The organism is Catellatospora methionotrophica (genome assembly GCF_011297335.1).
In the GTDB taxonomy this organism is placed as follows: Bacteria; Actinomycetota; Actinomycetes; order Mycobacteriales; family Micromonosporaceae; genus Catellatospora; species Catellatospora methionotrophica.
The window spans coordinates 286626-309993 of the sequence record NZ_JAAOTJ010000002.1; the positions used below are offsets into that span (position 1 = coordinate 286626).

16 protein-coding genes are annotated in these 23368 nt (G+C 73.9%); 10 read left to right on the forward strand and 6 right to left on the reverse strand.

Features of this window, described 5'->3' with window-relative positions; translation table 11 throughout:
- Positions 1–2 precede the first annotated feature (2 nt).
- The gene (locus HAV40_RS08620) at positions 3–755 is read left to right on the forward strand and encodes an SDR family oxidoreductase (RefSeq protein ID WP_166380342.1); all 753 of its coding nucleotides are present in this window, start codon (positions 3–5) and stop codon (positions 753–755) included.
- On the opposite strand, the gene HAV40_RS08625 is transcribed toward HAV40_RS08620, so the two are convergent.
- Together HAV40_RS08625 and HAV40_RS08630 are read right to left on the reverse strand one after the other, a co-directional pair.
- On the reverse strand, positions 736–1548 hold the full coding sequence (locus HAV40_RS08625; RefSeq protein WP_166380343.1) for an SDR family oxidoreductase: 813 nt from the start codon (positions 1546–1548) through the stop codon (positions 736–738). The two genes, HAV40_RS08620 and HAV40_RS08625, sit on opposite strands and share 20 nt — an antisense overlap.
- Positions 1545–3005, reverse strand: a complete 1461-nt coding sequence (locus HAV40_RS08630) for a putative bifunctional diguanylate cyclase/phosphodiesterase (RefSeq protein WP_166380344.1) — start codon at positions 3003–3005, stop codon at positions 1545–1547. The genes HAV40_RS08625 and HAV40_RS08630 overlap by 4 nt, the downstream gene beginning before the upstream one ends.
- A 325-nt stretch (positions 3006–3330) precedes the next feature.
- Between HAV40_RS08630 and HAV40_RS08635 the strand changes: the two genes are divergently transcribed.
- From HAV40_RS08635 to HAV40_RS08650, 4 genes are all read left to right on the forward strand, one after another.
- Positions 3331–6105: an AAA family ATPase gene (locus tag HAV40_RS08635; RefSeq protein WP_239085691.1), complete on the forward strand. Its 2775-nt coding sequence runs from the start codon at positions 3331–3333 to the stop codon at positions 6103–6105.
- Positions 6106–6345: 240 nt separating this feature from the next.
- The gene (locus HAV40_RS08640) at positions 6346–7566 is read left to right on the forward strand and encodes a macrolide family glycosyltransferase (protein WP_166380346.1); all 1221 of its coding nucleotides are present in this window, start codon (positions 6346–6348) and stop codon (positions 7564–7566) included.
- 3 nt (positions 7567–7569) lie between these two features.
- On the forward strand, positions 7570–8061 hold the full coding sequence (locus HAV40_RS08645; RefSeq protein ID WP_166380347.1) for a hypothetical protein: 492 nt from the start codon (positions 7570–7572) through the stop codon (positions 8059–8061).
- Complete coding sequence (locus HAV40_RS08650; RefSeq protein ID WP_166380348.1) at positions 8058–9008, forward strand: hypothetical protein; 951 nt, start codon at positions 8058–8060, stop codon at positions 9006–9008. The genes HAV40_RS08645 and HAV40_RS08650 overlap by 4 nt, the downstream gene beginning before the upstream one ends.
- A gap of 10 nt (positions 9009–9018) precedes the next feature.
- Here the strand turns inward: HAV40_RS08650 and HAV40_RS08655 are convergent, their stop codons facing one another.
- From HAV40_RS08655 to HAV40_RS08670, 4 genes are all read right to left on the reverse strand, one after another.
- Positions 9019–9414, reverse strand: coding sequence for a DUF4259 domain-containing protein (locus HAV40_RS08655; RefSeq protein ID WP_239085690.1), 396 nt, complete (start codon positions 9412–9414; stop codon positions 9019–9021).
- A 50-nt stretch (positions 9415–9464) separates the two neighbouring features.
- A complete protein-coding gene (locus HAV40_RS08660; protein ID WP_166380349.1) occupies positions 9465–10025 on the reverse strand; it encodes a hypothetical protein in 561 nt (186 codons plus the stop codon).
- 55 nt (positions 10026–10080) lie between these two features.
- On the reverse strand, positions 10081–11331 hold the full coding sequence (locus tag HAV40_RS08665) for an urease accessory protein UreH domain-containing protein (RefSeq protein WP_166380350.1): 1251 nt from the start codon (positions 11329–11331) through the stop codon (positions 10081–10083).
- 89 nt (positions 11332–11420) lie between these two features.
- Complete coding sequence (locus HAV40_RS08670; protein ID WP_166380351.1) at positions 11421–12776, reverse strand: golvesin C-terminal-like domain-containing protein; 1356 nt, start codon at positions 12774–12776, stop codon at positions 11421–11423.
- A gap of 416 nt (positions 12777–13192) precedes the next feature.
- Here HAV40_RS08670 and HAV40_RS08675 point away from each other — a divergent pair, with 416 nt between their 5' ends.
- From HAV40_RS08675 to HAV40_RS08695, 5 genes are read left to right on the forward strand one after another with little or no spacing between them, the layout of a single operon-like run.
- Positions 13193–16810: a DUF4132 domain-containing protein gene (locus HAV40_RS08675; protein WP_166380352.1), complete on the forward strand. Its 3618-nt coding sequence runs from the start codon at positions 13193–13195 to the stop codon at positions 16808–16810.
- Positions 16807–17892 (forward strand): ATP-binding protein, encoded by a 1086-nt coding sequence (locus tag HAV40_RS08680; protein ID WP_166380353.1) that lies wholly within the window; start codon positions 16807–16809, stop codon positions 17890–17892. The genes HAV40_RS08675 and HAV40_RS08680 overlap by 4 nt, the downstream gene beginning before the upstream one ends.
- Before the next feature lie 3 nt (positions 17893–17895).
- Positions 17896–20154 carry a DUF5682 family protein gene (locus HAV40_RS08685; protein WP_166380354.1) on the forward strand — a complete coding sequence of 753 codons (2259 nt, stop codon included), beginning with the start codon at positions 17896–17898 and terminating at the stop codon, positions 20152–20154.
- Positions 20151–21284 carry a VWA domain-containing protein gene (locus HAV40_RS08690; protein WP_166380355.1) on the forward strand — a complete coding sequence of 378 codons (1134 nt, stop codon included), beginning with the start codon at positions 20151–20153 and terminating at the stop codon, positions 21282–21284. Before HAV40_RS08685 ends, HAV40_RS08690 begins: the two co-directional genes overlap by 4 nt.
- Positions 21281–23365 (forward strand): hypothetical protein, encoded by a 2085-nt coding sequence (locus HAV40_RS08695; RefSeq protein ID WP_166380356.1) that lies wholly within the window; start codon positions 21281–21283, stop codon positions 23363–23365. The genes HAV40_RS08690 and HAV40_RS08695 overlap by 4 nt, the downstream gene beginning before the upstream one ends.
- The last annotated feature ends 3 nt before the right edge of the window (positions 23366–23368 follow it).

The following is a 23368-nucleotide window of genomic DNA, read 5'->3' on the forward strand; positions in this document are numbered from 1 at the left end:
CCATGACGGAGAAGCAGACTCCCGCCCGGGTGGCGGTGGTGACCGGCGGCTCACGCGGTATCGGCTTCGCGTCGGCCCGCCTGCTCGCCGCCGACGGGCACGCGGTCGTCATCTGCTCGCGTAACCAGGGCGAGTCCGACACGGCCGCCAAGGAGATCATCGCGGACGGCGGGACGGCGATGGGCGTACACGGCGACGTCTCCGACGAGGCCTCGGTCGGGGCCCTGTTCGACACGGCCGAGGCGGCCTACGGCGGGGTCGACGTGGTGGTGCACGCCGCCGCCCACGCCGGTCTCGGGCGTACGTCGACGGTCGCCGACCTGGACCTGAACGTGCTGGACGAGCTGTACCGCACCAACATCCGGGGCACGTTCATGGTCGCCCAGCAGGCCGCCCGCCGGGTACGCGACGGCGGCGCGATCGTCACGTTCTCGTCGGCGGTGGTGGCCCTGTCCATGCCCGGCTACGCCTCCTACAGCGCCAGCAAGGGCGCGGTGGAGGCACTGACGCTGATCCTGGCCCGGGAGCTGGGGACGCGCGACATCACCGTCAACGCGGTCGCGCCCGGCCCGACCGCGACGGAGCTGTTCCTGGAGGGCAAGGACGACCGGACCCTGTCCGAGCTGGCCGCCCGCGCTCCGGTGGGGCGGCTGGGCACTCCCGAGGAGATCGCGGAGGTCGTGGCGTTCCTGGCCCGCCCGGCCGGCCACTGGATCAACGGCCAGGTGCTCCAGGTCAACGGCGGTGTGCTCTGACGGCCGAGCACCGCTCCGCAGCCGGTGGAGCACCATGCGGCGGCCGAGCACGCTCGACCGCCGCGCCGATCCAGTCCGCGAGCCGGATGCCGCCCAGCCGCCACGGCCGGGCGGGGACCAGCGTCGTGTCGTCGACGGTCGCCCCGAAGTAGTAGGCGGCCCGGTCCACGACCACTTGCCGGTTGTCGTTCCGCGCGGCGAGCAGCCGCCGCACCAGCGCGTCCTGGCGTATCCGCTCGGGTCCGGCGATGTCGAGGCGGCCGCCGCGGGCGTGGCCCTCGGCGACGTCGGCCAGGATCGCGGCCGTGTCCTGGACCGCGATCGGCTGCATCAGCACCGGTGACAGGCGGATCGTGTCGCTGCCGCCCACGGTGACGCCGCCGGCGAACTCGTAGCACTGGGTGCTGCGCACGACGGTGTACGGCACCAGCCCGTAGCCGACCAGCTGCTCCTGGGCAGCCTTGGCCCGCATGTAGCCGCTGGCGGGCATCCGGTCGGCGCCGACGACCGACAGCGCCACGTGATGGGGCACCCGGGCCGCGACCTCGGCCGACAGCAGGTTGCGCCCGGAGGTCTGGAAGAAGTCCATGACCTCGGCGGGGCAGAACGTCGGGGCGTTGCTGACGTCGACGACGGCTTCGGCCCCGGCGACCGCCGCGGCGAGTCCGGTCCCGGCGAAGCTGTCGACCCCGGTGCTGGGCGAGGCGGCGGTGACGTCGTGGCCCCGGTCCCGCAACTGTCGGGTGAGGTGCGAGCCGACCAGGCCGCTGGCCCCGATGACGGTGATCCTCATGGCCGGCTGCTCCCTTCCGCCCAGCCCGCGTGCGGGCGCTCGGCGCTGGTGCCGAGGCGGGCGTCGATGGCGGCGGGCGACTGCGGCCTGCCGTACAGGTATCCCTGGATCACGTCGCAGCCGAGCCGCCGCAGCGTCGCGGCCTGGGCCTCGGACTCGACGCCCTCGGCGATCACGCCGAGGCCCAGGCTGCGGGCGAGTCCCACGACGGCTGCGATCAGGACGCAGTCGACCTGGTCGGCGAGTTCGCCGATGGGCGCGCTGACGAACTGGCGGGCGAGTTTGACGTGGTGGATCGGCAGCGACCGCAGGTTGCCGAGGTTGGCGTAGCCGGTGCCGAAGTCGTCGATCGCGATGCGCACCCCGAGGCGGGCCAGCGCGCGCAGGGTGTCCAGCGCCGGTCCGGTGGCCGGCATCATCCTGGTCTCGGTGACCTCCAGCTGCAGCATCGCGGGGTCGATGCCGTGCTGGGCGAGCAGCCCGGCGACCAGGATGGCGAGCGCGGGATCGTCGGTCTGGGCGGGGGCGATGTTGACGCTCATCACCAGCTCGCGGCCCGGGTGCCGGGTCTTCCAGGTGCCCGCCTGCGCGCAGGCGGTGCGCAGCACGAACCGGCCGACTTTGTCGATCATGCCGGTGTCCTCGGCGACGGGGATGAACTGGGCCGGCCCGACCAGGCCGTGCTGGGGGTGCTGCCAGCGGGCCAGCGCTTCGACGCCGTACAGCTCGCCGTCGTGGGCGCGGACCATGGGCTGGTACTCCACGAACAGCTCGCCGCGTTCCAGTGCCCGGGGCAGGGCCCACGCCATCTCGTGCCGGATCAGCTGCCGGGCGTGCAGGTCCGGGTCGAAGCGGCCGCGACCTTCGCGGCCGGAGGCCTTGGCCTGGGTGAGCGCGGACTCGGCGGCGTTCATCAGGTCGCAGGCGGAGTCGTGTCCCGCCGCCGGGGCGGCCGTGCCGACGCTGGCCGTGAGGTGCAGCCGGCGGGTGCCGATCTGGACGGGCCGGCGGATCGCCTGCTGGATCAGGTCGGCGACCCGCGCCAGGTCGGTGACGGGCGCCGAGGTGGGCACCAGGACCGAGAACTCGTCGCCGCCCGTACGGGCGATCAGGTAGGCCGGGCCGAGCGTGTCGGACAGCCGCCGCGCGACGACCTGGAGCACCTTGTCGCTGACGTCATGGCCGAGCGTGTGGTTGATCGCGGTGAATGCGTCGATGTCCAGGCGGCACAGCCCGGCGGCGGGTGACCCGGCGGCGAGTAGCGCCTGGCGGAACGTGCTGCGGTCGGGCAGACCGGTCAGGGGGTCGTGCTGCCGGGCGGCGACCGCGTGCCGCGGCGGCCGTGGTGGCGCCGGGTGGTCGGCGGCGGGAGGGGCGACGACCAGCACGCCTGCGGCGAGGTCGTCGATCGCGGTTCCACCGGGGCGGCGGCTGGTCTCGATCTCGAAGTGGTCCACGTCTCACACCTTCGGGGTACGCCTTGGCAGGCTCGTCGGGGAGTCGGGCGCTGTCGCGCCGGACTCGTCCACGGTCGCTGGATCGGCTCCCCGTCGCCCCGGGGTACTCCCGGGGTTCGCGCCCGGGCCGCCGGCCCCGGGACCCGGTGCGACGCCTACGGCGGCGGAGGTTGACGCCCCGATGGCGGCCGCTGGGTCTTTTGGGCGTTTGTGCTGCCGAGGGGCGGTGCCCGTGCGCGCCGCTTGGCCCGGTCGGCAGCGCGGCCCTGGGTAGGATGACCCTAATTACCGGTTTGCGCACCGACGATGAGAAATGAACCATCCCTTGAGCGCGTCCGCAACGGCACAGGTGGGACTGACGGGACGGCGGCCGGAGTCGGCGGCGCTGGCGCGTGTGCTGGACCGGGCCCGCACGGGGACCAGCGCGGTCCTGGTCGTCCGGGGCGAGGCGGGGATCGGCAAGACGGCGCTGCTGGAGGCCGCCGACACCACCGGGCTGCGGGTCACCACGGTCACCGGCGTCGAGTCCGAGATGGAACTGCCCTACGCCAGCCTGCACCAGCTGTGCGCCACGATCCTCGACCCGCTGTCACAGCTGCCCGCCCCGCAGAGCGAGGCCCTGTCCGTCGCGTTCGGCCTGCGGACCGGTCCGCCCCCGGAACGGTTCATGGTCGGGCTGGCGGTGCTCAGCCTGCTCTCGGCGGCCGCCGCGGACCGGCCGCTGGCGTGCTTCGTCGACGACGCACAGTGGATCGACCACGCCTCGCTGCAGGCGCTGGCGTTCGTGGCGCGGCGGCTGCAGGCCGAGCCGGTCGCGCTGATCTTCGCGGTGCGGGAGCCGAGCTATCCCCCGGTGCTGCCCGGCCTTGCCGAGCTGGTCGTGCCGGGCCTGAGCGACGCCGACGCGCGTACGCTGCTGACCTCGGTCGTCGGTCCGCTCGACCCGCTGGTGCGCGACCGGCTCGTCGCCGAGGCACACGGCAACCCGCTGGCCCTGCTGATGCTGCCGCGCACGCTCGCACCGGCCGAACCCGGCGGCGGATTCTGGCATCCGGAGGGCCGCTCCGCGACGAGCCACCTGGAGAACGCGTACCGCCAGCAGATCCAGGCCCTGCCGCCCGACACCCGCCGCCTGCTGCTGATCGCCGCCACCGACCCGACCGGCGACGCCGGCCTGCTGTGGCGGGCGGTCGAAGCCGAGGGCATCCCGGCGGACGCCGCAGGCCCGGCGGAGGCGGCGGGGCTGGTCGACTTCGGCGCCCGGGTGCGGTTCCGGCACCAGCTCGCCCGCACCGCCGTCTACCGCGGTGCCACCGTGACGCAGCGCCGCGCCGCGCACCTGGCGCTGGCCCAGGCCACCGACCCCGAGCGGGATCCCGACCGCAGGGCCTGGCACCGCGCCCGTGCCGCCACCCAGCCGGACGAGAGCATCGCTGCCGACCTGGAGCACTCCGCGCAGCGGGCACACAGCCGGGGCGGAGCCGCCGCGAGCGCGGTGTTCCTGCGCTGGGCGACGGACCTGACCCCCGACCCGGTGCGCCGGGTCGCCCGCGCGCTGTCCGCCGCCGAGGCGGCGTTCGAGGTCGGCGCGATCGACCGTACGCACAACCTGCTGGCCGTCGCGGAGATCGGGCCCACGGACGACCTGCAGTGCGCCAGGATCGAACGGCTGCGCGCCCGGCTGGTGTCCACTCAGGTGCGCGACGGCGGCACGGCCCACCGGCTGCTCGACGCGGCCGGTCGCATGGCGCCGTACGACGCCGCGCTCGCCCGCGACACGCTGCTGGAGGCGCTCGGCGCGGCGATCTTCGCCGGTCGGCTCGGCCCCGGAGAGGTGGAGGTGGCCAGGGCCGTCCGATCCGGACCGCCCGCAGCGGACCCGCCCCGGCAGGTCGACGTGCTGCTGGACAGCATCACCGCCCGGATCATCGACGGCCACGCCACCGATGTCGGCGCGCTGCAGTACACGCTGCGTATGCTGTGCAGGCACCACGGCACCGACGCCGAGCAGCCCGCGGACTGGTTGTGGCTCACCTGCCCGGTGACCCCGGAGCCGCTGGCACCGGAGTTGTGGGACGACGCGGCCTGGCACGAGCTGACCAGCACCGCCGTCGGCATCGTCCGCAGGGCGGGCACGCTGTCCGTGCTGCCGATCGCACTGAGCTACCAGGCGAACTACCTCCTGCACACCGGTGACTTCGCGACCGCGGCAGCGCTGATCGACGAGGCGACCGCGATCTCGGAAGCGACCTACCACACGCCGCTGATGTACACGTCGCTGCTACTGAGCGCGTGGCGGGCACGGGAGCCCGAGTCGCTGGAAGCCATCGAGGCCGGTGTGGGCGAAGCCCGTCACCGGGGCGAGGGGCGCGCGCTGGCGCTGGCCGAGTACGCGGCCGCGGTGCTGCACAACGGCCGTGGCCGCTACGACGCCGCGCAGGCCGCGGCCACCCGCGCGTGCGCGTACGAGGACCTGGGCATCTTCGGCTGGGCGCTGGCCGAACTGGTCGAGGCGGCCGCCCGCAACGGCGACCGGGACGCCGCGGCGGCGGCCCTCGACCAGCTCGTGCCGCGCACCCGTGCCAGCGCCACCACCTGGGCGCGGGGCGTCGAGGCCCGGTCGCGCGCCCTGCTGGCCGACGGCCCCGCCGCCGACCTGCTGTTCGCCGAAGCCGTCGAGCACCTGGAACGCTGCCGGATCACCATCCACCTGGCCCGCACCCGGCTGGTGTACGGCGAGTGGCTGCGCCGGCAGAACCGCCGCCAGGACAGCAGGGCGCAGCTGCGCGCCGCTCACGAGGTGTTCGCCCGCGCGGGCGCCGATGGCTTCGCCGAGCGCGCCCGGCGCGAGCTGACCGCGACCGGGGAGACGGTGCGCAAACGTCACGAGAGCCCGCTGGCTGAACTGACCAGCCAGGAAGCCCAGATCGCCTGGCTGGCTCGGGACGGTCACAGCAATCCCGAGATCGCCGCGCAGCTGTTCATCAGCCCCCGCACCGTCGAATGGCACCTGGGGCACGTGTTCGCCAAGCTCGGCGTGAGCTCGCGGCGGCACCTGCCCGCGGCGTTGCCCGCCACCCGTTCCCCGGAGCCGGCGTGAGCGGCGACGCCGCACCGGCGGGTGCCGCGGCGGCGCGGCGAGGTGACCGTCCAGCGGCGGTCGGCACGGGTCGATGTGCCTGGTCGACGCCGGTCACTGCCTGGGGTCCCGGCCGATTCGATCTTCCGGCGCTGCCATACTGGCCGCGAACGAACGCGATGCGACGTCGCGGTGGAAAGGGCGGAACATGATCGCCAACTGTCGCCGGATACTCGTCTCCTGCCGGGCCGGGGGCGGCCGATGAGCGCGGTCGCGTTCCTCAACATCGGCATGCACGGCCACATCAACCCGACACTGCCCGTCGTGGCCGAACTCGTGCGCCGCGGCCACGCGGTGACCTACCACACGACGCCCGCCTTCGCCGAGGAGGTCGCGGCCGCCGGAGCACGGGTGTTCCTGTACTCCGGCGACGAGGTGCCGATGTCGGGCCCGCCCTCGCCGGTCACCCTGATGGAGCAGCTGGCGCGTACGGCGGTGCAGGTGCTGCCCGGTGTGCTGACCGATTTGCGCGCCATGCCGCCCGACCTGATCGTGCACGACTCCGCGTGCCTGTGGGGCCCGGTCGCGGCCCGGGAACTCGGTGTCCCGGCCGTGTCGTCGTTCACCACGTTCGCGTTCGGGCGGCAGGTGCCCAGCCCCACCCGCGCCTCCTGGGGACTGCTGGCCGCGGCGGGCGCGATGCCGAGCAGCGCCAGAGGCTACCTGCGGGCCCGCCGGGAACTGCGCCGCCGGTACGACACCAGCGACGTTCCCCTGATCGACCTGGCCGACATCCGCCAGCCGCTCAACCTCGTCTACACCTCACCGGTGTTCCATCCCGGCGCGAACGGTTTCGACAAGTCCTACCGCTTCGTCGGGCCGAGCATCGGCGCGCGCCCGGCCGACCCGATGTTCCCCATCGACAGCCTGCGCGACCCGGTGCTGTACGTGTCCATGGGCACGGTGTTCGACGCCGGTCCGCAGGTGCTGCGCACCGTCGCCGAGGCGCTCGCCCCGCTGGGCGGCACCGTGGTCGTCGCCACCGGCCACACCGACCCCGCCGCGCTCGGCCCGCTGCCGCCCACGGTGCTCGCCCGCGGCTCCGTGCCGCAGTTGGAGGTGCTGTCACGCGCCGCGCTGTTCGTCACCCACGGCGGCGTGAACAGCGTCAACGAGTCGCTGCACGCCGGTGTCCCGATGCTGGCCGTCCCGCAGGGCGCCGACCAGCTGCTCGTCGCGGACCGCATCGCCGAACTGGGCGCGGGCCTGGTGATCCGGACCGAGGACGTCACTGTGGACGCTGTACGCGCCCTCGCCCGGCGGCTGCTCGGCGAGCCCCGGTTCCGGGACGCCGTGCACGGCCTGCGGGACGCCCAGCAGCACGCGAGCGGCGCCCCGCGGGCCGTCGACGAGCTGGAGCGCTACCTGCGGCAGACCGGCGCGGCCCGGCCGGGCCCGGCCGAGCTGCCGACGCAGGGCTGAGCGATGACCCCGTTCGTCGCCGTCGTCCTGGTGCTCGCCGGGCTGTCCGAGGCCATCGGCCGGCTGCTGCCGATGGTCGCCGGACTGCGCGGCGCGTCCCGTAGGCGGGTGTTCTGGCTGGTGCTGGCCGGCGCCTTCGTCGACGCGGCGGTGTTCGCGCTGTGGCCGCTGACCGCGTGGACCGTCGCCGAACTGGTGCTGCCCGTGTCGCCCTCCGGCCAGAATGTGCTGGTGTGGACACCCGCGCTGGCCGCCCCGCTGCTGCTGGCTGCGGTGCTCGCGTTCCCGCTGCTCGGGCCGTTGCTGCACCTGCTGGTCATGGTCGGCGTCGGAGCCGGGCTCGCCTCCGCGCTCGGGGCGGTGGCCGGGATCGGCTGGTGGGAGGCCGCCGGTTGCGTGGCCGTGGCGGGCGTCGGGCTCGGCCTGGCCGTCGAGGGCGTACGCCACCTGGTCGTGCGGTTCAACCGGACCCGGACCCCGGAGCCCCTCGCATGATCGAGTTCGCGTTGCTGCTGCTGGTCGCCGGGATCGGGCCGGTTCTGCTCGCCGAGGCGCTGCTCGCCCGGTACGAGGTGCTGGCGTACGCGGCAGGCTGGCGTACGCCCACCACCGACCTGCCCGCGCGTATGCCGTACGCCCGGGGCGCGGAAGCCGACCGTCCCCCGGCCGCGTACCTGGTCTACCTCGACGGCATCGGCAAGCGCCGCTTCCAGGACACCCGCGACGGAGGGCAGCTGGTCAAGGCCATCCTCGGCCGGGCGCCGGAACTGCGGGTGCTGGGCCAGGTCCAGCCCTACTCGCCACTGGCCCACCCGCTGGGCAACCGGCCGGTGTGGATCTGGCTGCGCCGCCGTATCGGGCTGGTGCTGTTCCTGCACAACGTGATGCAGATCTTCGTCGCCGCCGACCGGCGCTACCGGCCGCTGTACAACCGTGCCGTCGGCTCGCAGATAGCCACCCAGCTGCGGCTGGCCGGATACCACCCCGGCAGCGGCATCCCCGTGGTGCTGCTCAGCTACAGCGGCGGCGCGCAGGTCGCCACGGGCGCGGTCGAGGAACTGTGGGCGCAGCTGCGCGCCCCGATCCGCCTGATCACCCTCGGCGGCTTCTTCAACGGCGCCAACGACATCGGCCACGCCCAGCACCTGTACCGGCTCACCGCCGCCGACGACTGGATCGAGCGGGCCGGCACCTCGCTGTTCCCGCAGCGCTGGCGGCTGTTGCGCTGGAGCGGGTGGGGCCGGGCCGTCCGCGCCGGGAAGGTCACCGTGCACCTGCTCGACCCGGCCACCCACGTCGGTCCGCGCAGTTACATCAGCCCCCAGGCCAAGCTGCCCGACGGCCGCAGCCACCTCGACCGGACCGCCGACACCATCGTCGCGCTGATCCGCGACCAGCCGGCCACGGCCGCACCGGCCGACGCGCCGACCACTCACTCCTGACCCGCCGGGCTCACCCGGCTGCCTGCCTGCGGGCCGCCAGGTCGGCCAGCTGGTCGAACGTCCGGGCGAGCACGGCCCGCCGCTGCTCCTTGAAGCCGGGCTGCGGCTCCAGGCCGTCGATGGCCTGATCCCAGACGTCCAGGAACCGCGCCTTCCATCCGGTGACGGCGTCGGCCTCGGGCAGACTCGCGCCGACGTGGTTCTGCGACGCGATCAGGTGCAGCAGTTCGAGGTTGCACGGCACGGCTACGCCCCAGTACTCGTCGGGCTCGATCGCGACCGGGTCCCCGTCCATCGCCTCGGCGACCTCGCGGATGAGCCGGTCGGTCAGCATGGACAGGTGGTCGGCGGCCGTGTCGTCGTCGAAGTTGCCGCTGCCCCAGGTGCCCATGCCTACCCCGTTCACGCGATGCCGATGCCGGCGGCCCGGAGCGTATCGCGCCCGGCTGACGGTTCTCAGGCGCACGCGGCGGTGACCGCCTTCTCGGCGGCTGCCATCGCGGGCGAGTCGAGCGCGGCCTGGAGTTTCGCCTGCTCGCTGTCGGACCCCTCGACCGCGACGATCGCCTGCTCGATCGCCAGCTGGTACGCGGAGATTTTCGCCTTGAGCTGCGGGTCGGCGCTGAGTTCGGCGGCGGCGGCGACCCGCGTGTGCATGGCGGTGAACGCGGCGTTCAGGTCGACGGTCGCGGTGGCGAGCCCCTGCTTCGACAGCCCGCCCCGGCGCAGCACCGCCCCCACCGGCGCGAGCGCGGCGACGCCGGACTGGTGGGCTTCGGCGAACGCGGCGCAGGCGGTGTTCTTCGGAGTGCCCGTCGCCGTGGTCGCGGAGGTGGCGGCGGAGGGCACGGCCTGCCCGGTGACGGCAGTGGTGGCGGTGGCCGGGGTGGTGGTGGCTCCGGTCGGCGCGGCCGGGCCCGGACCGGCGGCCGGGGTGACCTTGCCGCAGGCCGCGGTCGCGGACAGCGCGAATCCCACCAGGACGGTGCCGAGAAGACGGACGGTGCCAGGTCGCACGATGTTTCCCTTCTGCCGCGCCGCTGCGCGGGCCGGACGTGGTCGGATCAGTGGTTCAGAAGGCGAACGCGGCTCGGGCGGCGAGACCGCAGCCGACCACGATGATGACCGATGCCGTCGCCTCGGCGGGCACGGTGAGGCGGCCGAGCCACGCCCAGCGCTCGCGTGCCCGCAGCAGCAGGAGCCCGGCCGCGGTCAGCATGCCCGCCATGCCCAGCCCGTACACGATGACCAGGACGATGCCGAACCACAGCCGCCCCAGCGCGGCCGCACCGAGCAGCACCACCAGCGCGGTCGGGCTGGGCACCAGGCCACCGGCGATGCCGAGCGCGGTGAGGCTGCCCCGGCGGCCGTCGGGCCCGTGGCTGTGCCCGTGGCTGTGGCCGTGGTGGTCGTGGTGGTGGGGCGTGCCGTGGTCGTGGGCGTGCCGGTGGGCGTGGCGGTGGCGCAGGCCGTTGACGAGGATGCCCGCGCCCACCACGGTGATCAGGATGCCGCTGGCCACGCCGAGCCAGCGGAGCACGGATTCTGCGGCCAGGCCCGCGAACGTCGTGGTCGCGATACCGAGGACCAGCACCCCGGCGGTATGGGTCAGCGTGACGGTGCCGCCGACGATGACCGCGTCGCGCCGCCGCCCCTGACGTCCGGCCATGTACAGGGCCATCACGGTCTTGCCGTGGCCGGGCAGGGCGGCGTGGGCCGCGCCGAGCAGCGCCGCGAACAGCAGCGCGAGCAGCAGGACCTGCGGCGACGGGTCACCGACGGCGCCGGCGAGCCAGGCCTCACCGCGCTGGAGCCAGCCACCCGGTGCGGCGGCGGCAGCCGGGCTCGCGGCGGCTGTCGGCGCGGCGGCTCCGGATCGCAGGGTCAGCTCGGCCGACCGCTCGTAGGGCGGCAGCTGCTCGGGCGGCGGCACTCCCTCGCCCGCCAGGACGATCTGGTTCGCGCCGACCCGGTCGGTGAGGTAGCCGTTGACGACCGAGATGGAGGACGCCGCGTCCGGCGTGGTGGGGGCGGACAGTCGGCAGGTGAGCCGGGCGGTCTGCATACCCGCTGCGCCCTGGTGTTTGAGCTCGTGCGACTGGAGGGTCCAGCGCAGCGGGGCCTGGCCGAGCCGGGCGTCGAGTTTCGCGGCGAAGGCCGTGCAGTCGGGAGTGAGCTGCTTGGCCGCGACCTCGCCGACGTCGAGCACGGCGACGACGTCGACGCGGTCGGCGTGCAGCGTCACCTCGACCAGCTGGTCGACCGAGAACGGGGTCAGCGGGTGGGCGGCGATGGCCGCGCCGAGCAGGAACGTGAGGATCACGAGACACCCTCCGTGGCGGTTGTCGGCTGGGGCGGTGGGGCGGGTGTGTGTGGAGGCACGCCGGTCGCGTCGCGCCCCCACACACGGGTTCAGCTGATTCGGGTGACCTTCACCGCGTCGGCGATGACGTAGCCGGTCCCGGCGGTCCACCGGCTGACGCCGACCTTGTTCTCGTCACCGGCGGTCAGCTGGAAGTTGCCCAGCGAGACCCATTTGCCGCCGTTGGCACGCTGGTTGACGTTGACGGTCTGGTTGCCGGTCGCCGTGACGACGATGTACGGCGTGGCGTCGTTGTAGCCGGTGTTGGCCGCGTACCAGACGGCGACCTGATAGGTGCCCGTCGCCGGGACGTTCACCTTGTACCAGGCCGGATCGCTGGACGAGACCGGGTCGGCGAAGCGGTAGTCGGCGCCGTACCGCTGGGCCGAGTAGGTCGAGGTGCCCCAGTTGGCGCTCGCGGTGAACCGGCCCGCCGTGGTGTTGTCGACGATCGTGCTCCAGGCCTGCGGGACCAGGTTGATGTTGCGGAGCACGAACTGGTTCGCCGCGTCGGTCTTGTAGGTGTTGAGGAAGGGGGAGTAGGTCTTGACGTCGAGCGTCTTGGCGTTCGGGTCGACCGTCATGATGCGCAGGAAGCTGTTCGGATCGCGCTGGGACGCGTTCTGGTAGTCCGCCTGGATCTGGTGCACCGTGTTGCCCTTGGTGCCCTGCTGGGTGATCACACCGGCGTTGACGTAGTGGCCGGAGAACGTGAACCGGAAGTTCGCCTGCTTGCTGACCAGGTTGGTCCACAGGTTGTTGCCGTTGGTGTCCTTGGTGACACCGTTCTGGTAGGCGTGGGTGACCAGGATCGCGTTGTGGTTCGGGTGCGCGGCCACGATCGAGTTTGCCCACGTGATCTCGGCGGAGCTGGGCGCGTACTTCATCGCCACGACCAGCCAGTCCACGCCACCGGCGGTGAACGTGTGGTACGTGTTGTCGTTCGCGGTCGCCGGGTAGGTCCCGCCGAACGACGGCAGCCCGGTGAACGTGGACCGCGGGTAGTGGGTGTTGTACCGCGTCGTGGTGCGGGTGGTCGAGGCGGTCCCCGGGTCGAGGTCGTGGTTGCCCGGCCCGATGATGTACGGCACGTCGTCGGTGGGCAGGCCCATCGCACTCTTGCTGTTGTTCCACTGGGCCAGCTGGTCGGAGTTGTCGATGACGTCGCCGACGTGCAGGACGTACTTGATGTTCCGCGCGGTCTGCTGGTCGTCCACCCACTGCATCTGGGCCCGGAACACCTCCGGCCAGTACTCGGAGGCGTACTGGGTGTCGGGCAGCATCACGATGGTGAAGGTCTCCGCCGCGGCCTGTGCCTGAGCCGTCGCCGCCGGTCCGGGCAGAGCCGTGATCATGAGCACGGCCAGGGCCGCCCCGAGCATCCGGGTGGTCTTGGTGATCCTCATTCCTTCCTTTCCTCCTCGGTCGGTGGAGCAGGACCGCGGCATGGCGCGACCGGTCCGGGGCACGCTCCACATTGCACTGGTGAAGGAAGTTTCCAAAAACGTAGGTCAGGTTGCAAGAAAACTCTAGTGATTGATTTGGATTCGTTATCGGCTGTCGCCAGGCGTTCATGCGCCGCTCACCTGCGATCAAGGCGGTCGAGCGATGCCGTCGGCGGGCCAGGCGAGGCTCGCTGCCGGGCGGCGCCGGGCTGATGCCCGCCGCCTGCGCAGCCACCTCGGCGGCATTGTCGGTCGGGTCCGTTAACTTGTCGCCACCTCGGACGATCCGGGGCGCAGGCGGGCGGGGCTGCGGCTGCGCGCCGTGCCCATTAACCTGCTCGCGATCATCGGAAAGTCCCCGCGGGAAGGTGCGCGACATGGCCACGCAACGACGGCTGACCTGCGTCAGCGGCAGCTCGGCGAAGTTCTGGCAGGTCAGCCAGGACGGCGGCGAGCTGGTCATCCAATTCGGCCGGATCGGCGCCGCGGGCCAGCAGCAGCAGAAGTCGTTCGACACCGCGCAGGCCGCGACCGAGGCCGCCGACCGGCTGATCGCCGAGAAGCTGCGCAAGGGGTACGCGCCGGACACGGCCGCCCCGGACCCCGGCGTGACCGGCCCGGCGCAGGCACCGGCCGTGCCCACGGCGGACGAGGCCGACGAGGACACCTTCGTCATGCCGGTGGGCTGGCGGCGCGTCCTGCTGCCCAGGCGCGGCGGCGAGCCGGTTGCCCGCAAGCGCCCCGAGGCGGGCGCGGCCGCGAAGGTGTCGACCGCCATGGGGCTGCACGAGGAAATCCTGAAGCAGTCCCTGGCGATGCCACAGGCAGATCCGGTGCTCGTCCAGGCGGCCACCGCCTGGCTCGACAGCCCTGCCGTGGACAACCCGATCGGAGCCGCCGTGGTCGTGGCGATGCTCGGCCAGTACGTCCGCTACGACGACAACACGACCCTGCCCGCCGTCGCCGATATGTGGTTGCACGAGTACGGGACGGTCTTCGCCGCTCGGGCCGTGTGCGAGCTGGGTTCGCTGTGGTTCTACGGCGACCACGGTCAGCGGGTGGGGTCGCAGGCCGGGATCCTGCGACGGCTGCTCGACACCGAGCAGGTCGGCCAGTGGCTGGGCATGCACCGTTCGGTCCTGACCAGCCGGGTGCGTGCCGCCGTCGCCGCCGCGCCCGACGCCGAGTACGCCCAGGTGGTCACCGCGCTCGCGGAGCTGCGTGAGCACGGGTTGCACCAGCGGGCGGCCGCTTCGTACCTCGTGCCGTCCGAGGCGGACTGGGTCGACGCGGACTGCCGCGAAGCGGTGCGGGTCAACACCAAGTTCGCAGACGTGCTGGTCAGTGCGGTCAGCACGCCCGAGCAGGCAGACCTGATCGTCTCGCACCTGTCGCGCGGATTCGGGGCCGGGATCATGTCGCTGATGGCCACGGTCGTCGACGGGCTCGGTCCCGCGCACGCCGTGCCGCTGCTGGCGCACTGGTTCGACGGGGCGTACGCGGCCGACGCTGAGCGCCGGATGCTGGGCATGCTCAGCGAACTACCCGTCGACGAGGCCATGGGCGCATTGCTGGACCGGGTCGAACACCGGCTGGCTCAGCCGTATCTGTTGCAGGCGGCGGCCCGGTTCCCCCGCCGTGCGCTGCGGTTACTCGCCGAACGCGACAGCAAGATCACCGGCGGGCTGTTGCGCGCCCACGTGCTCGGCCACCCGGACCTGGTGGACGAGGCGCTGGCGGCGGTGAGCCCGGCCGCCGCCGAGCGCATCAGCGCCGTGGCCCTCGCCGCCGCGCAGCGGGTGGAGGCACCGGCCGAGCTGCTGCCCACGGTCCTGGTCAGTCCGCCCTGGACGGCAGCGCGCACCGTACGCAAACCGGTGGTGATCGAAGGCCTGGTCTGCGCGGACCCGGCGACCATGCGCTGGCTGCCCGGTGAGCGGGAGCAGTGGCGGGCCAGGCAGTCCCACTTCCCCTCGTGGGCCGCCGAGCACGGCGGCGACTGGCAGAACGTCATCGGCAACCTGAACGACACGCAAACCGGCTACAGCTCCTGGTACGGCCAGATCGCGTTCTTCGTGGCCGGTCCCGAGGAGCTGGCCGCCCCGCTGATCGGCCGCTGGCGGCCCGGCGACCTGTGGGACGCCGCCGACTGGATGCCGTCGGTGGTGGCCCGATTCGAGCTGGCGGTGCTGCCGATGCTGCTGGACGGCGCCCGCCGGAGCGCGGCGCAGCACGTGCCGCTGCTGCTGCCGTACGCCTCGCCGGAGGTCGCGGTCGTGATGGCCGACGCGCTGGCCCGGCTGAAGTCGGTGCGGGAAATCGCGTTGTCGTGGCTGGCGCGGCAACCTGAGGCCGCCGCACGGGCTCTGGTCCCGCCGGCGCTGGGCAAGGCGGGAGTGGCGCGGCGGCAGGCCGAGCAGGCGCTGACCGTGCTGGCCGCCAACGGCCACCGGGACGCCGTCACGGCCGGTGCGGACGCCTACGGCCCGGCCGCGCGGGACGCCGTCGACGCGCTGCTGGCCGAGGACCCGCTGGACCTGCTGCCCGCGAACATGCCGGTGCTGCCGGAGTGGGCCGACCCCGGGCTGCTGGAACCGGTGCAGTTGCGCGGGGACGCCGGTGCGCTGCCGCGCGGCGCGGTCCGGCACCTGCTGACCATGCTGGCCGTGTCGAGAGCGGGCGAGCCGTACGCGGGCGTGGCCCTCGTTCGGGAGGCGTGCGATCCCGGCAGCCTGGCCGAGTTCGGCTGGTCGCTGTTCACCCGGTGGCAGGCCGTCGGCTTCCCGTCCAGGGACGGCTGGGTGATGAACGCGCTGGGGCTGGTCGGCGACGACGAGACCGTGCGGCGGCTCGCGCCGCTGATCCGGGTGTGGCCCGGTGAGGGCGGCCACAACCGGGCCGTGACCGGCCTGCACGTGCTGGCGGCCATCGGCTCCGACACCGCGCTGATGCACCTGCACGGCATCGCCGAGAAGGCCAAGTTCACCGGGCTGAAGGAACGGGCCCGCGCCAAGATGGCCGACGTGGCGGCGCAGCTGGGGCTGACCGCCGAGCAGCTGGCCGACCGGCTGGTGCCCGACTTCGGGCTGGCCGCCGACGGCAGCCTGACCCTGGACTACGGCCGCCGCACGTTCACCGTAGGGTTCGACGAGCAGCTCAAGCCGTACGTCGCCGACGGCGACGGCAAGCGCCGCAAGGAGCTGCCCAAGCCCGGCGCGGCCGACGACGCCGCGCTGGCGCCCGCCGCGTACCAGCGGTTCGCCGGGTTGAAGAAGGACGTGCGCACCGTCGCCGCGGACACGATCCGGCGGCTGGAGCTGGCGATGACTGCGCGGCGGCGGTGGAGCGGGGAGGACTTCACCAAGCTGCTGGTCGGGCACCCGCTGCTGTGGCACATCGTGCGGCGGCTGGTGTGGGGCGTCTACGACGAAGCCGGTGACCTGGTCGCGGCGGTGCGGGTCGCCGAGGACCGTAGCTTCGCCGACATCGACGACGAGACGGTTTCGGTGGCCGCCGACGCCGTCATCGGCGTGGCCCACCCGGTGGAGCTGGCCGACGCCCTGCCCGGCTGGGCGGAGGTGTTCGCCGACTACGAGATCCTGCAGCCGTTCGCCCAGCTGGGCCGTGCCGTGTACGGGCTGTCCGAGCAGGAGCGGCAGGGCACGGTGCTGACCCGATTCGGCGACGTGAAGATCCCGACGGGCCGGGTGGTCGGCCTGGAGCGGCGCGGCTGGCGGCGGGGCGCGCCGCAGGACGCGGGCCACCAGGGCTGGATGGAACGCGACGTGCCCGGCAACCGCATCGTCATGGTCGACCTCGATCCGGGCATCGCCGTCGGCTACATCGACATGTTCCCGGAGCAGTCGCTGGAACGGATCTGGGTCAAGGGACCGGGCGACGGCTACTGGCACGACCGTAGCAAGACCACGTTCGACGTGCTGGACCCCGTGACCGCGTCGGAGATCCTGCGCGACCTGGAGGAGATCACCCGATGAGCGAGCAGATCCAGCGCCCCCCGGCCGAGGTGCGCTACGCCGCCGAACTGGCCCGGCTGCGCGAGACCGACGACGGCGAGCGCCCGCCCGGCTGGGCGCTGAGCCTGCGGGCCGCGCGCGCGTTCGTCATCGGCGACGACAAGCTCGGGGTGAGCCGCAAGTTCGTCGGCGACCCGTCGCTGATCGACCGGGCGCTGGTGACCCTGGCGACAAGCCGCGGGCTGATGCTGGTCGGCGAGCCCGGCACAGCCAAGTCGCTGCTGTCGGAACTGCTGGCCGCCGCCGTCAGCGGCACGTCGACGCTGACCATCCAGGGCGGCGCGGCCACCACCGAAGACCAGATCAAGTACTCGTGGAACTACGCGCTGCTGGTCGCTGAGGGCCCGTCGACCCGGTCGCTGGTGCCCGCGCCACTGCTGCACGGGATGGCCGAGGGCCGGGTGGTGCGCTTCGAGGAGATCACCCGGTGCCCGCTGGAGGTGCAGGACAGCCTGCTGTCGCCGCTGTCGGACCGGGTGCTGGCACTGCCTGAGCTGACCGGCCCGGAGTCGATGGTGTTCGCGCGCGAGGGTTTCAACATCATCGCGACCGCGAACACCCGCGACCGGGGCGTCAACGAGATGAGCGCCGCGCTCAAGCGCCGGTTCAACTTCGAGACGGTGTTCCCGATCGCCGACTTCGACACCGAGCTGCAGCTTGTCGAGGCCGAGGCGGCGAAGCTGCTCAGCGCGTCCGGGGTCGGCGTGCCGCCGCGCCGCGACGTGATGGAGGTGCTGGTCACCGCGTTCCGGGAGCTGCGCGACGGGCACAACACGCGCGGCGACGCCACCGACCGGCTGTCCGGGGTGATGAGCACCGCCGAGGCGGTGTCGGTGGCCCACGCCGTCGGGCTGCGGGGCTGGTTCCTGCGCCGCGAGCCCGGCACCGCCGCGGACCTCGTGTCGTGCCTGGCAGGGACGGCGGCCAAGGACAGCCCCGAGGACCTGGCCAAGCTGCGCCGCTACCTGGAGCAGCAGCCCCGGGGGCGGCGCGGAGGGCAGTGGCAGGCCCTGTACGAGGCCCGACACGAGCTTCCCGGCTGAGCGATGGCCGTCACCTACCTCGGCGTACGCCACCACAGTCCGGCGTGCGCCCGCCTGGTCGCCGACACGATCACGGCTGTGCGTCCGGCGTACGTGCTGGTCGAAGGGCCCGCGGACATGAACGGGCGGATCGGTGAGCTGCTGCTCGGGCACGAGCTGCCGATCGCCGTGTACACCGGTTACCGCGACGGGCGGCGCAGGCACGCGTCGTGGGCGCCGCTGTGCGCGTACTCCCCGGAGTGGACGGCGCTGACCGCGGGCCGGGAGGTGGGCGCGCAGCTGCGGTTCATCGACCTGCCCGCCTGGGATCCGGCCCTGGCCGGGTTGCGCAACCGGTACGCCGACGCCGAAACCCGCTACAGTGCCGCGACCGAGCGGCTGTGCCGCGAGTTCGCCGTCGACAACATCGACGCCCTGTGGGACCACCTGTTCGAGATCGCGCCCGCCGAAGGCCTCGCCGAGCGGCTGGACGTCTACTTCGACGCGGTACGCGGGGAGACCGAGGCCGGGCCCGACGACACCGCCCGCGAGCGGTACATGGCGCACTGGGTGCGGGCGGCGGCGGCCGACGCCGGAGACCGGCCCGTCGTCGTGGTCACCGGCGGCTTCCACCGCCCCGCGCTGATCCGGCTGGCACAGCACGGCGACCGGGACTGGCCCGAGGTGCCGCAGCCGCCCGGCGACGCGGTCGTCGGCAGCTACCTGGTCCCGTACTCGTTCCGGCGGCTCGACGCCTTCGACGGCTACCAGTCCGGCATGCCGTCCCCGGCGTACTACCAGCAGCTGTGGGAGTCCGGCCCGGTCGAGGCCGCGGCCCGGCTGACCGGGGCGGTGGCGACGCGGCTGCGCGGCCGCCGCCAGCCGGTGTCCACCGCCGACCTGATCGCCGCACGGGTCACCGGGCAGGCCCTGGCCGCGCTGCGCGGGCACCCGGTGCCGTCGCGGGTCGACGTGCTCGACGGCCTGGCCGCCGCCCTGGTCGGCGAGGCGCTAGAGGTGCCGCTGCCCTGGGCGACACGCGGGCACCTACGGCCGGGCAGCCACCCGGTGGTCGTCGAGATGGTCGCGTCGCTCAGCGGCGACCTGGTCGGCGTGCTGCATCCGGACACGCCGCTGCCCCCGCTGGTGCACGCCGCGCGGCGGCAGCTCGCCGACCTCGGCCTGGACGGGTCCGGCGAGATCGGTATCGACCTGGGCGACGACACCGACCGGCAGCGCAGCCGCCTGCTGCACCGGCTGCGGGTGCTCGCCGTGCCCGGTGTGGAGCGCGCCGCCGGGCCGGGTCCCGGTCAGGTTCCGCTGCTGCGGGAGCGGTGGCTGCTGGAGCCGTCGGATGACCGGCTGCCCGCACTGATCGAGGCGGGCAGCTACGGCGGGGACCCGCTGGACGCGGCCGCCGCGGTGCTCGCGGAACGGATCGCCGCCGCGGGCGGCGACATGCCGGTCATGGCGGCGCTGCTGTTCGACGCGGTGCTGTGCGGCGCGGGCGAGCTCGCCGGGCCGCTGCTGGACGAACTGGACGCCGCCGTGGCGTCCGCCGCCGACCTGGGCGGGCTGGGTCAGGCGCTGGGCGTGGTGCTGGCGATGTGGCGTCACGACGGGGTGTTCGACACCGCGGGCAGCGTCACCCTGGGTACCGTCGTGGCCGCGGCGACGCGCCGCGCCCTGTGGCTGATCGAGGGCGTACGAGGCGGCGCTGCCCCCGCCGACCGGGCCCGCATCCATGCCGTCACCGGTGTCCGCGACGCGCTGCGCCACGCCGGTGGCCAGCTCGGCCTGGACCTGCCCGCGGCGCTCGGCGTCGCCGACCGGGTCGCCGCCGACCGGGACGCCCCCGCCGACCTGCGCGGCGCGGTCTTCGGGCTGGGCTGGTCACTGCGCGGCAGCGCCACGGACGCGGGCCGGGCGATGCGCGGCGCGTTCACCCCGGCGGGCGCGGGGGACTGGCTCGCGGGCCTGTTCGCCCTGGCCCGCGAGGAGGTGCTGCACGCCGAGGGCATGGTGGAACTGCTCGACGAGCTGGTCGGGGGGCTCGGTGAGGCGCAGTTCCTGATCGCGCTGCCCGCGCTGCGGCAGGCGTTCGCCTGGTTCCCGCCCCGCGAACGGCACCAGATCGCCGTCCGGGTGCTGCGGGCGCGCACCGGCGGCACCGGGCCGGACCTGCTGCGGTTGGATGCCGCACCGGGACTGGTCGCGGCGGGCATGGCACTGGACGAGCGGGTCGACGCGGCGCTGCGCCGGGAGGGACTGATCACCACATGACCGATCCGGCACTGCAGCGCTGGCGGCTGCTGCTCGGCACACCGGGCGCGGCCTGCCTCGGTGACCAGCCGATGGACGCCGACGCCGTGGCCCGCGACGCGGCCCTGGACTGGCTCTACGGCCGCGACGAGGACCTGCGCCGCCGCGGCGTGCGCACCGGCAGCGGACGCGAGGGCGGGCTCGGCCCGTCGGCGCTGACCACCGCCGGGTGGCTCGACGACATCACCCGGCTGTTTCCGAAGGAGACGGTCGAGCGGCTACAGCGCGACGCGGTCGAGCAGTACGAGATCCACGATGTGGTCACCGACCCGGCCGTGCTGGAGCGCATCGAGCCCAACCCGGCGCTGCTGCGCGCGGTCCTGCACACCAAGCACCTGATGAACCCGCAGGTGCTGCGGCTGGCCCGGCGTATCGTGGAGGCGGTCGTCCGCCAGTTGATGGACAAGCTGGCCGCCGAGGTGCGGGTGGCCTTCTCCGGCACCCGCACCCGCAGGCCGAGCCGCCTGCGGATAGCCCGCAACTTCGACGTGGCCCGGACCCTGCGCGCCAACCTGGGCCGCTACCAGCCGGACACCGGCAAGCTCGCCATCCAGACGCCGTACTTCTTCTCCCGCGTACGCCGCCATCTGCAGCAGTGGCAGGTCATCCTGCTGGTCGACCAGTCGGGGTCCATGGTGGACTCGGTGATCCACTCGGCGGTGACGGCGGCGTGCCTGTGGGGGCTGCCCGGCGTCCGCACCCACCTGGTCGCGTTCGACACCAGCGTCGTCGACCTGACCCGCGACGTGGACGACCCGGTCGAGCTGCTGATGAAGGTGCAGCTCGGCGGCGGCACCGACATCGGCCGCGCGGCCGCGTACGGCGCGGGTCTGATCGACGACCCGCGCCGCGCGATCGTGGCGCTCATCTCGGACTTCTACGAGGGCGGCGATCCGGGCCGCCTGGTGCGCACCGTACGCGGCATGGTCGAGCAGGGCAGCAAGGTGTTGTGCCTGGCGGCGCTGGACTCGCAGGCCAACCCGTCCTACGACCGGCAGCTCGCCCAGCGGCTGGCCGACCAGGGCGCGCACGTGGGCGCGATGACGCCCGGTGAGCTGGCGTCGTTCGTCGCGGAGCACGTGGGCCGATGAGGACCGACCTGCTCGCCCTGACCCCCGATGCGCTGTCCGCGCTCACCAACCGTGGCCTGGTCAAACGCGCCGCCAAAGACCTCGACGCGGCCCCGCCGACGCTGCGCGAAGACCCGGACGGCACCGTGCGTGGCGACTTCGCCGACGGGCCGAGCGCGTCGCTGCCGCCGACGGGCGGCCTGGCGGCGGGGAGCTGCGACTGCGGCGCGACCGGAGTCTGCCGCCACCTCGTCGGCCTGGTCCTGGCCTGCCAGCAGCACGCCGCCGACAGCGCGTCCGGGCCGGTATCCGGCCCCCTGCCCGCATCCGGTGCGCCACCGGCGTTCGGCGCGGCGGCGGGGCAGGGCGGGGACGAGCGCGGCCCGGTGAAACGCCCCGCGACCGCAGCCGTCGCCCGCACGCTGCCGCCCGCGACGCCGCCCGTCGCGGGGCAGGAGGCGTGGTCGCCGGGGCAGATCAGCGACGAGGAGCTGACCCGCCGGATCGGCACCCGGCTGATGAACACCGCGCGCCGAGCCCATCGCGCCGGTTACACCGCCCGCGTGCGCCGGGCCACGGCCGCTGACGCGGTGCCGCAGGTGGAGCTGCCGACCGCGACGGTGCGTTTCCTGGTGCCCGGGGACCTGGGCTTCGCTCACTCCGACGCCGCCGCAGGCAGCCGGGACGACGTGCTCGCGCTGGCCGTGTGGGCGTTCCGGGCCGCCGACGCCGCTCACCCCGACGCCGCCGACGTACGCCTTGACGTAGGCGGCCAGCAGACCGGCGACACCGGCTCCGGCCTGGAACGGGCGCTGGCCCTGGCCGGGACGGTGCTCCGCGAGGGCGCGACCGAACTCGGGACGGGCCTGGACGCCACCGTCACCGACGTACGCCGCCGGCTCGACGAGTCCGGGCTGCGCTGGCCGGTGCTGGCCGTCGACGGCCTCGCCGAGCAACTGACGTCCTATCGCGACCGCAGCGCCCGCTACCGTCCCGCGGAACTGGCCGCGCAACTGGCTGAACTGCACGCCCGGCATCGCGCGGTGACCCGGCCCGGGGCGGTGCTGCGCAGCAGCGTGCTCGGCACGGCCGAGGCGGCCGAGACCCCGCTGCGGCGGGCCCGCCTGGACAGCCTCGGCTGCCGCGTGCACGCCTACGGCGACCAGCGGACGGCCGAGGTGTTCCTGGCCCACGCCGACAGCGCGACGGTGTTGGTGCTGCGCCGCACCTTCGACACAGCCGACGACGGGCCCGCGCTGGCCCGCCGCCGGGTCGACCGCAGCACCCTGGGCGCACTGGCCGGGGGCAGCCTGGTCACCGAGTCCGCGGTGCGCAGCGCCAGCCGGGCGGTGCGGCTGGCCACGTCACGGGTCGCCAAGACCACGATCAGCCCGTCCCGCGCCGCGTGGGGTGAACTGCCCGCCGCGCTGGTCGTCCGGGACTTCGCGGCGCTGGCCGCCGAACTCGACGCGCTGGCCCCGCGCCTGATCCGGCCCCGCGTGGAGGCGGAGCTGGTCCGGGTACTGGCCGTGACCGGTGTCCGGTCGATCGGCTACGCGCCCGGCGACCAGCGTATCGACGCCGAGATCGTCGACGGCGACGGCAACACCGCCGTGGTCAGCGCGGTGCACGCCGCGGCCGCGCCCGGCCGCCTCGACGTGCTGGCCGCGGCCCTGGCAGGCGAGCACGGTGAGGTGCGCTACGTCAGCGGCACGGTACGGCGCAGCGGCGGTACGGTGCTGCTCGACCCGATCGGGCTGGCCGCCGGGGACACGGTCGTCGTGCCCGACCTGGCCGTGCCGCAGGGCAGTGCCGGGTTGGCGCTGAGCGGCGGTGACCTGGCCGACCCGCTGGCCGCGGCGCTGACCACGGCCCGCGATGTGCTGGCCGAGGTGCCGCACCGCGGCCTGCGCCACCTTCCGCCGGGGTTCGCAGCCCGGCTGGCCACGGCCGCGCAGCGCCTCGGCTCCCTGGGACTACGCCGGGCAGGCGACGGCCTCACCACGTTCGGCGGGCTGCTCGACGGCGATCCGGGGGAGGCTGCCGAGCAGGCATGGGTCGACGCCTACCTGCGGGTGGACCTGGCCCTGGACATGTGCTGACGG

Coding starts and splice junctions, on each gene's coding strand:
- HAV40_RS08620 (WP_166380342.1), top strand. CDS start 3: ATGACGGAGAAGCAGACTCCCGCCCGGGTGGCGGTGGTGACCGGCGGC.
- HAV40_RS08625 (WP_166380343.1), bottom strand. CDS start 1,548: ATGAGGATCACCGTCATCGGGGCCAGCGGCCTGGTCGGCTCGCACCTC.
- HAV40_RS08640 (WP_166380346.1), top strand. CDS start 6,346: ATGAGCGCGGTCGCGTTCCTCAACATCGGCATGCACGGCCACATCAAC.
- HAV40_RS08645 (WP_166380347.1), top strand. CDS start 7,570: ATGACCCCGTTCGTCGCCGTCGTCCTGGTGCTCGCCGGGCTGTCCGAG.
- HAV40_RS08650 (WP_166380348.1), top strand. CDS start 8,058: ATGATCGAGTTCGCGTTGCTGCTGCTGGTCGCCGGGATCGGGCCGGTT.
- HAV40_RS08670 (WP_166380351.1), bottom strand. CDS start 12,776: ATGAGGATCACCAAGACCACCCGGATGCTCGGGGCGGCCCTGGCCGTG.
- HAV40_RS08675 (WP_166380352.1), top strand. CDS start 13,193: ATGGCCACGCAACGACGGCTGACCTGCGTCAGCGGCAGCTCGGCGAAG.
- HAV40_RS08680 (WP_166380353.1), top strand. CDS start 16,807: ATGAGCGAGCAGATCCAGCGCCCCCCGGCCGAGGTGCGCTACGCCGCC.
- HAV40_RS08685 (WP_166380354.1), top strand. CDS start 17,896: ATGGCCGTCACCTACCTCGGCGTACGCCACCACAGTCCGGCGTGCGCC.
- HAV40_RS08690 (WP_166380355.1), top strand. CDS start 20,151: ATGACCGATCCGGCACTGCAGCGCTGGCGGCTGCTGCTCGGCACACCG.
- HAV40_RS08695 (WP_166380356.1), top strand. CDS start 21,281: ATGAGGACCGACCTGCTCGCCCTGACCCCCGATGCGCTGTCCGCGCTC.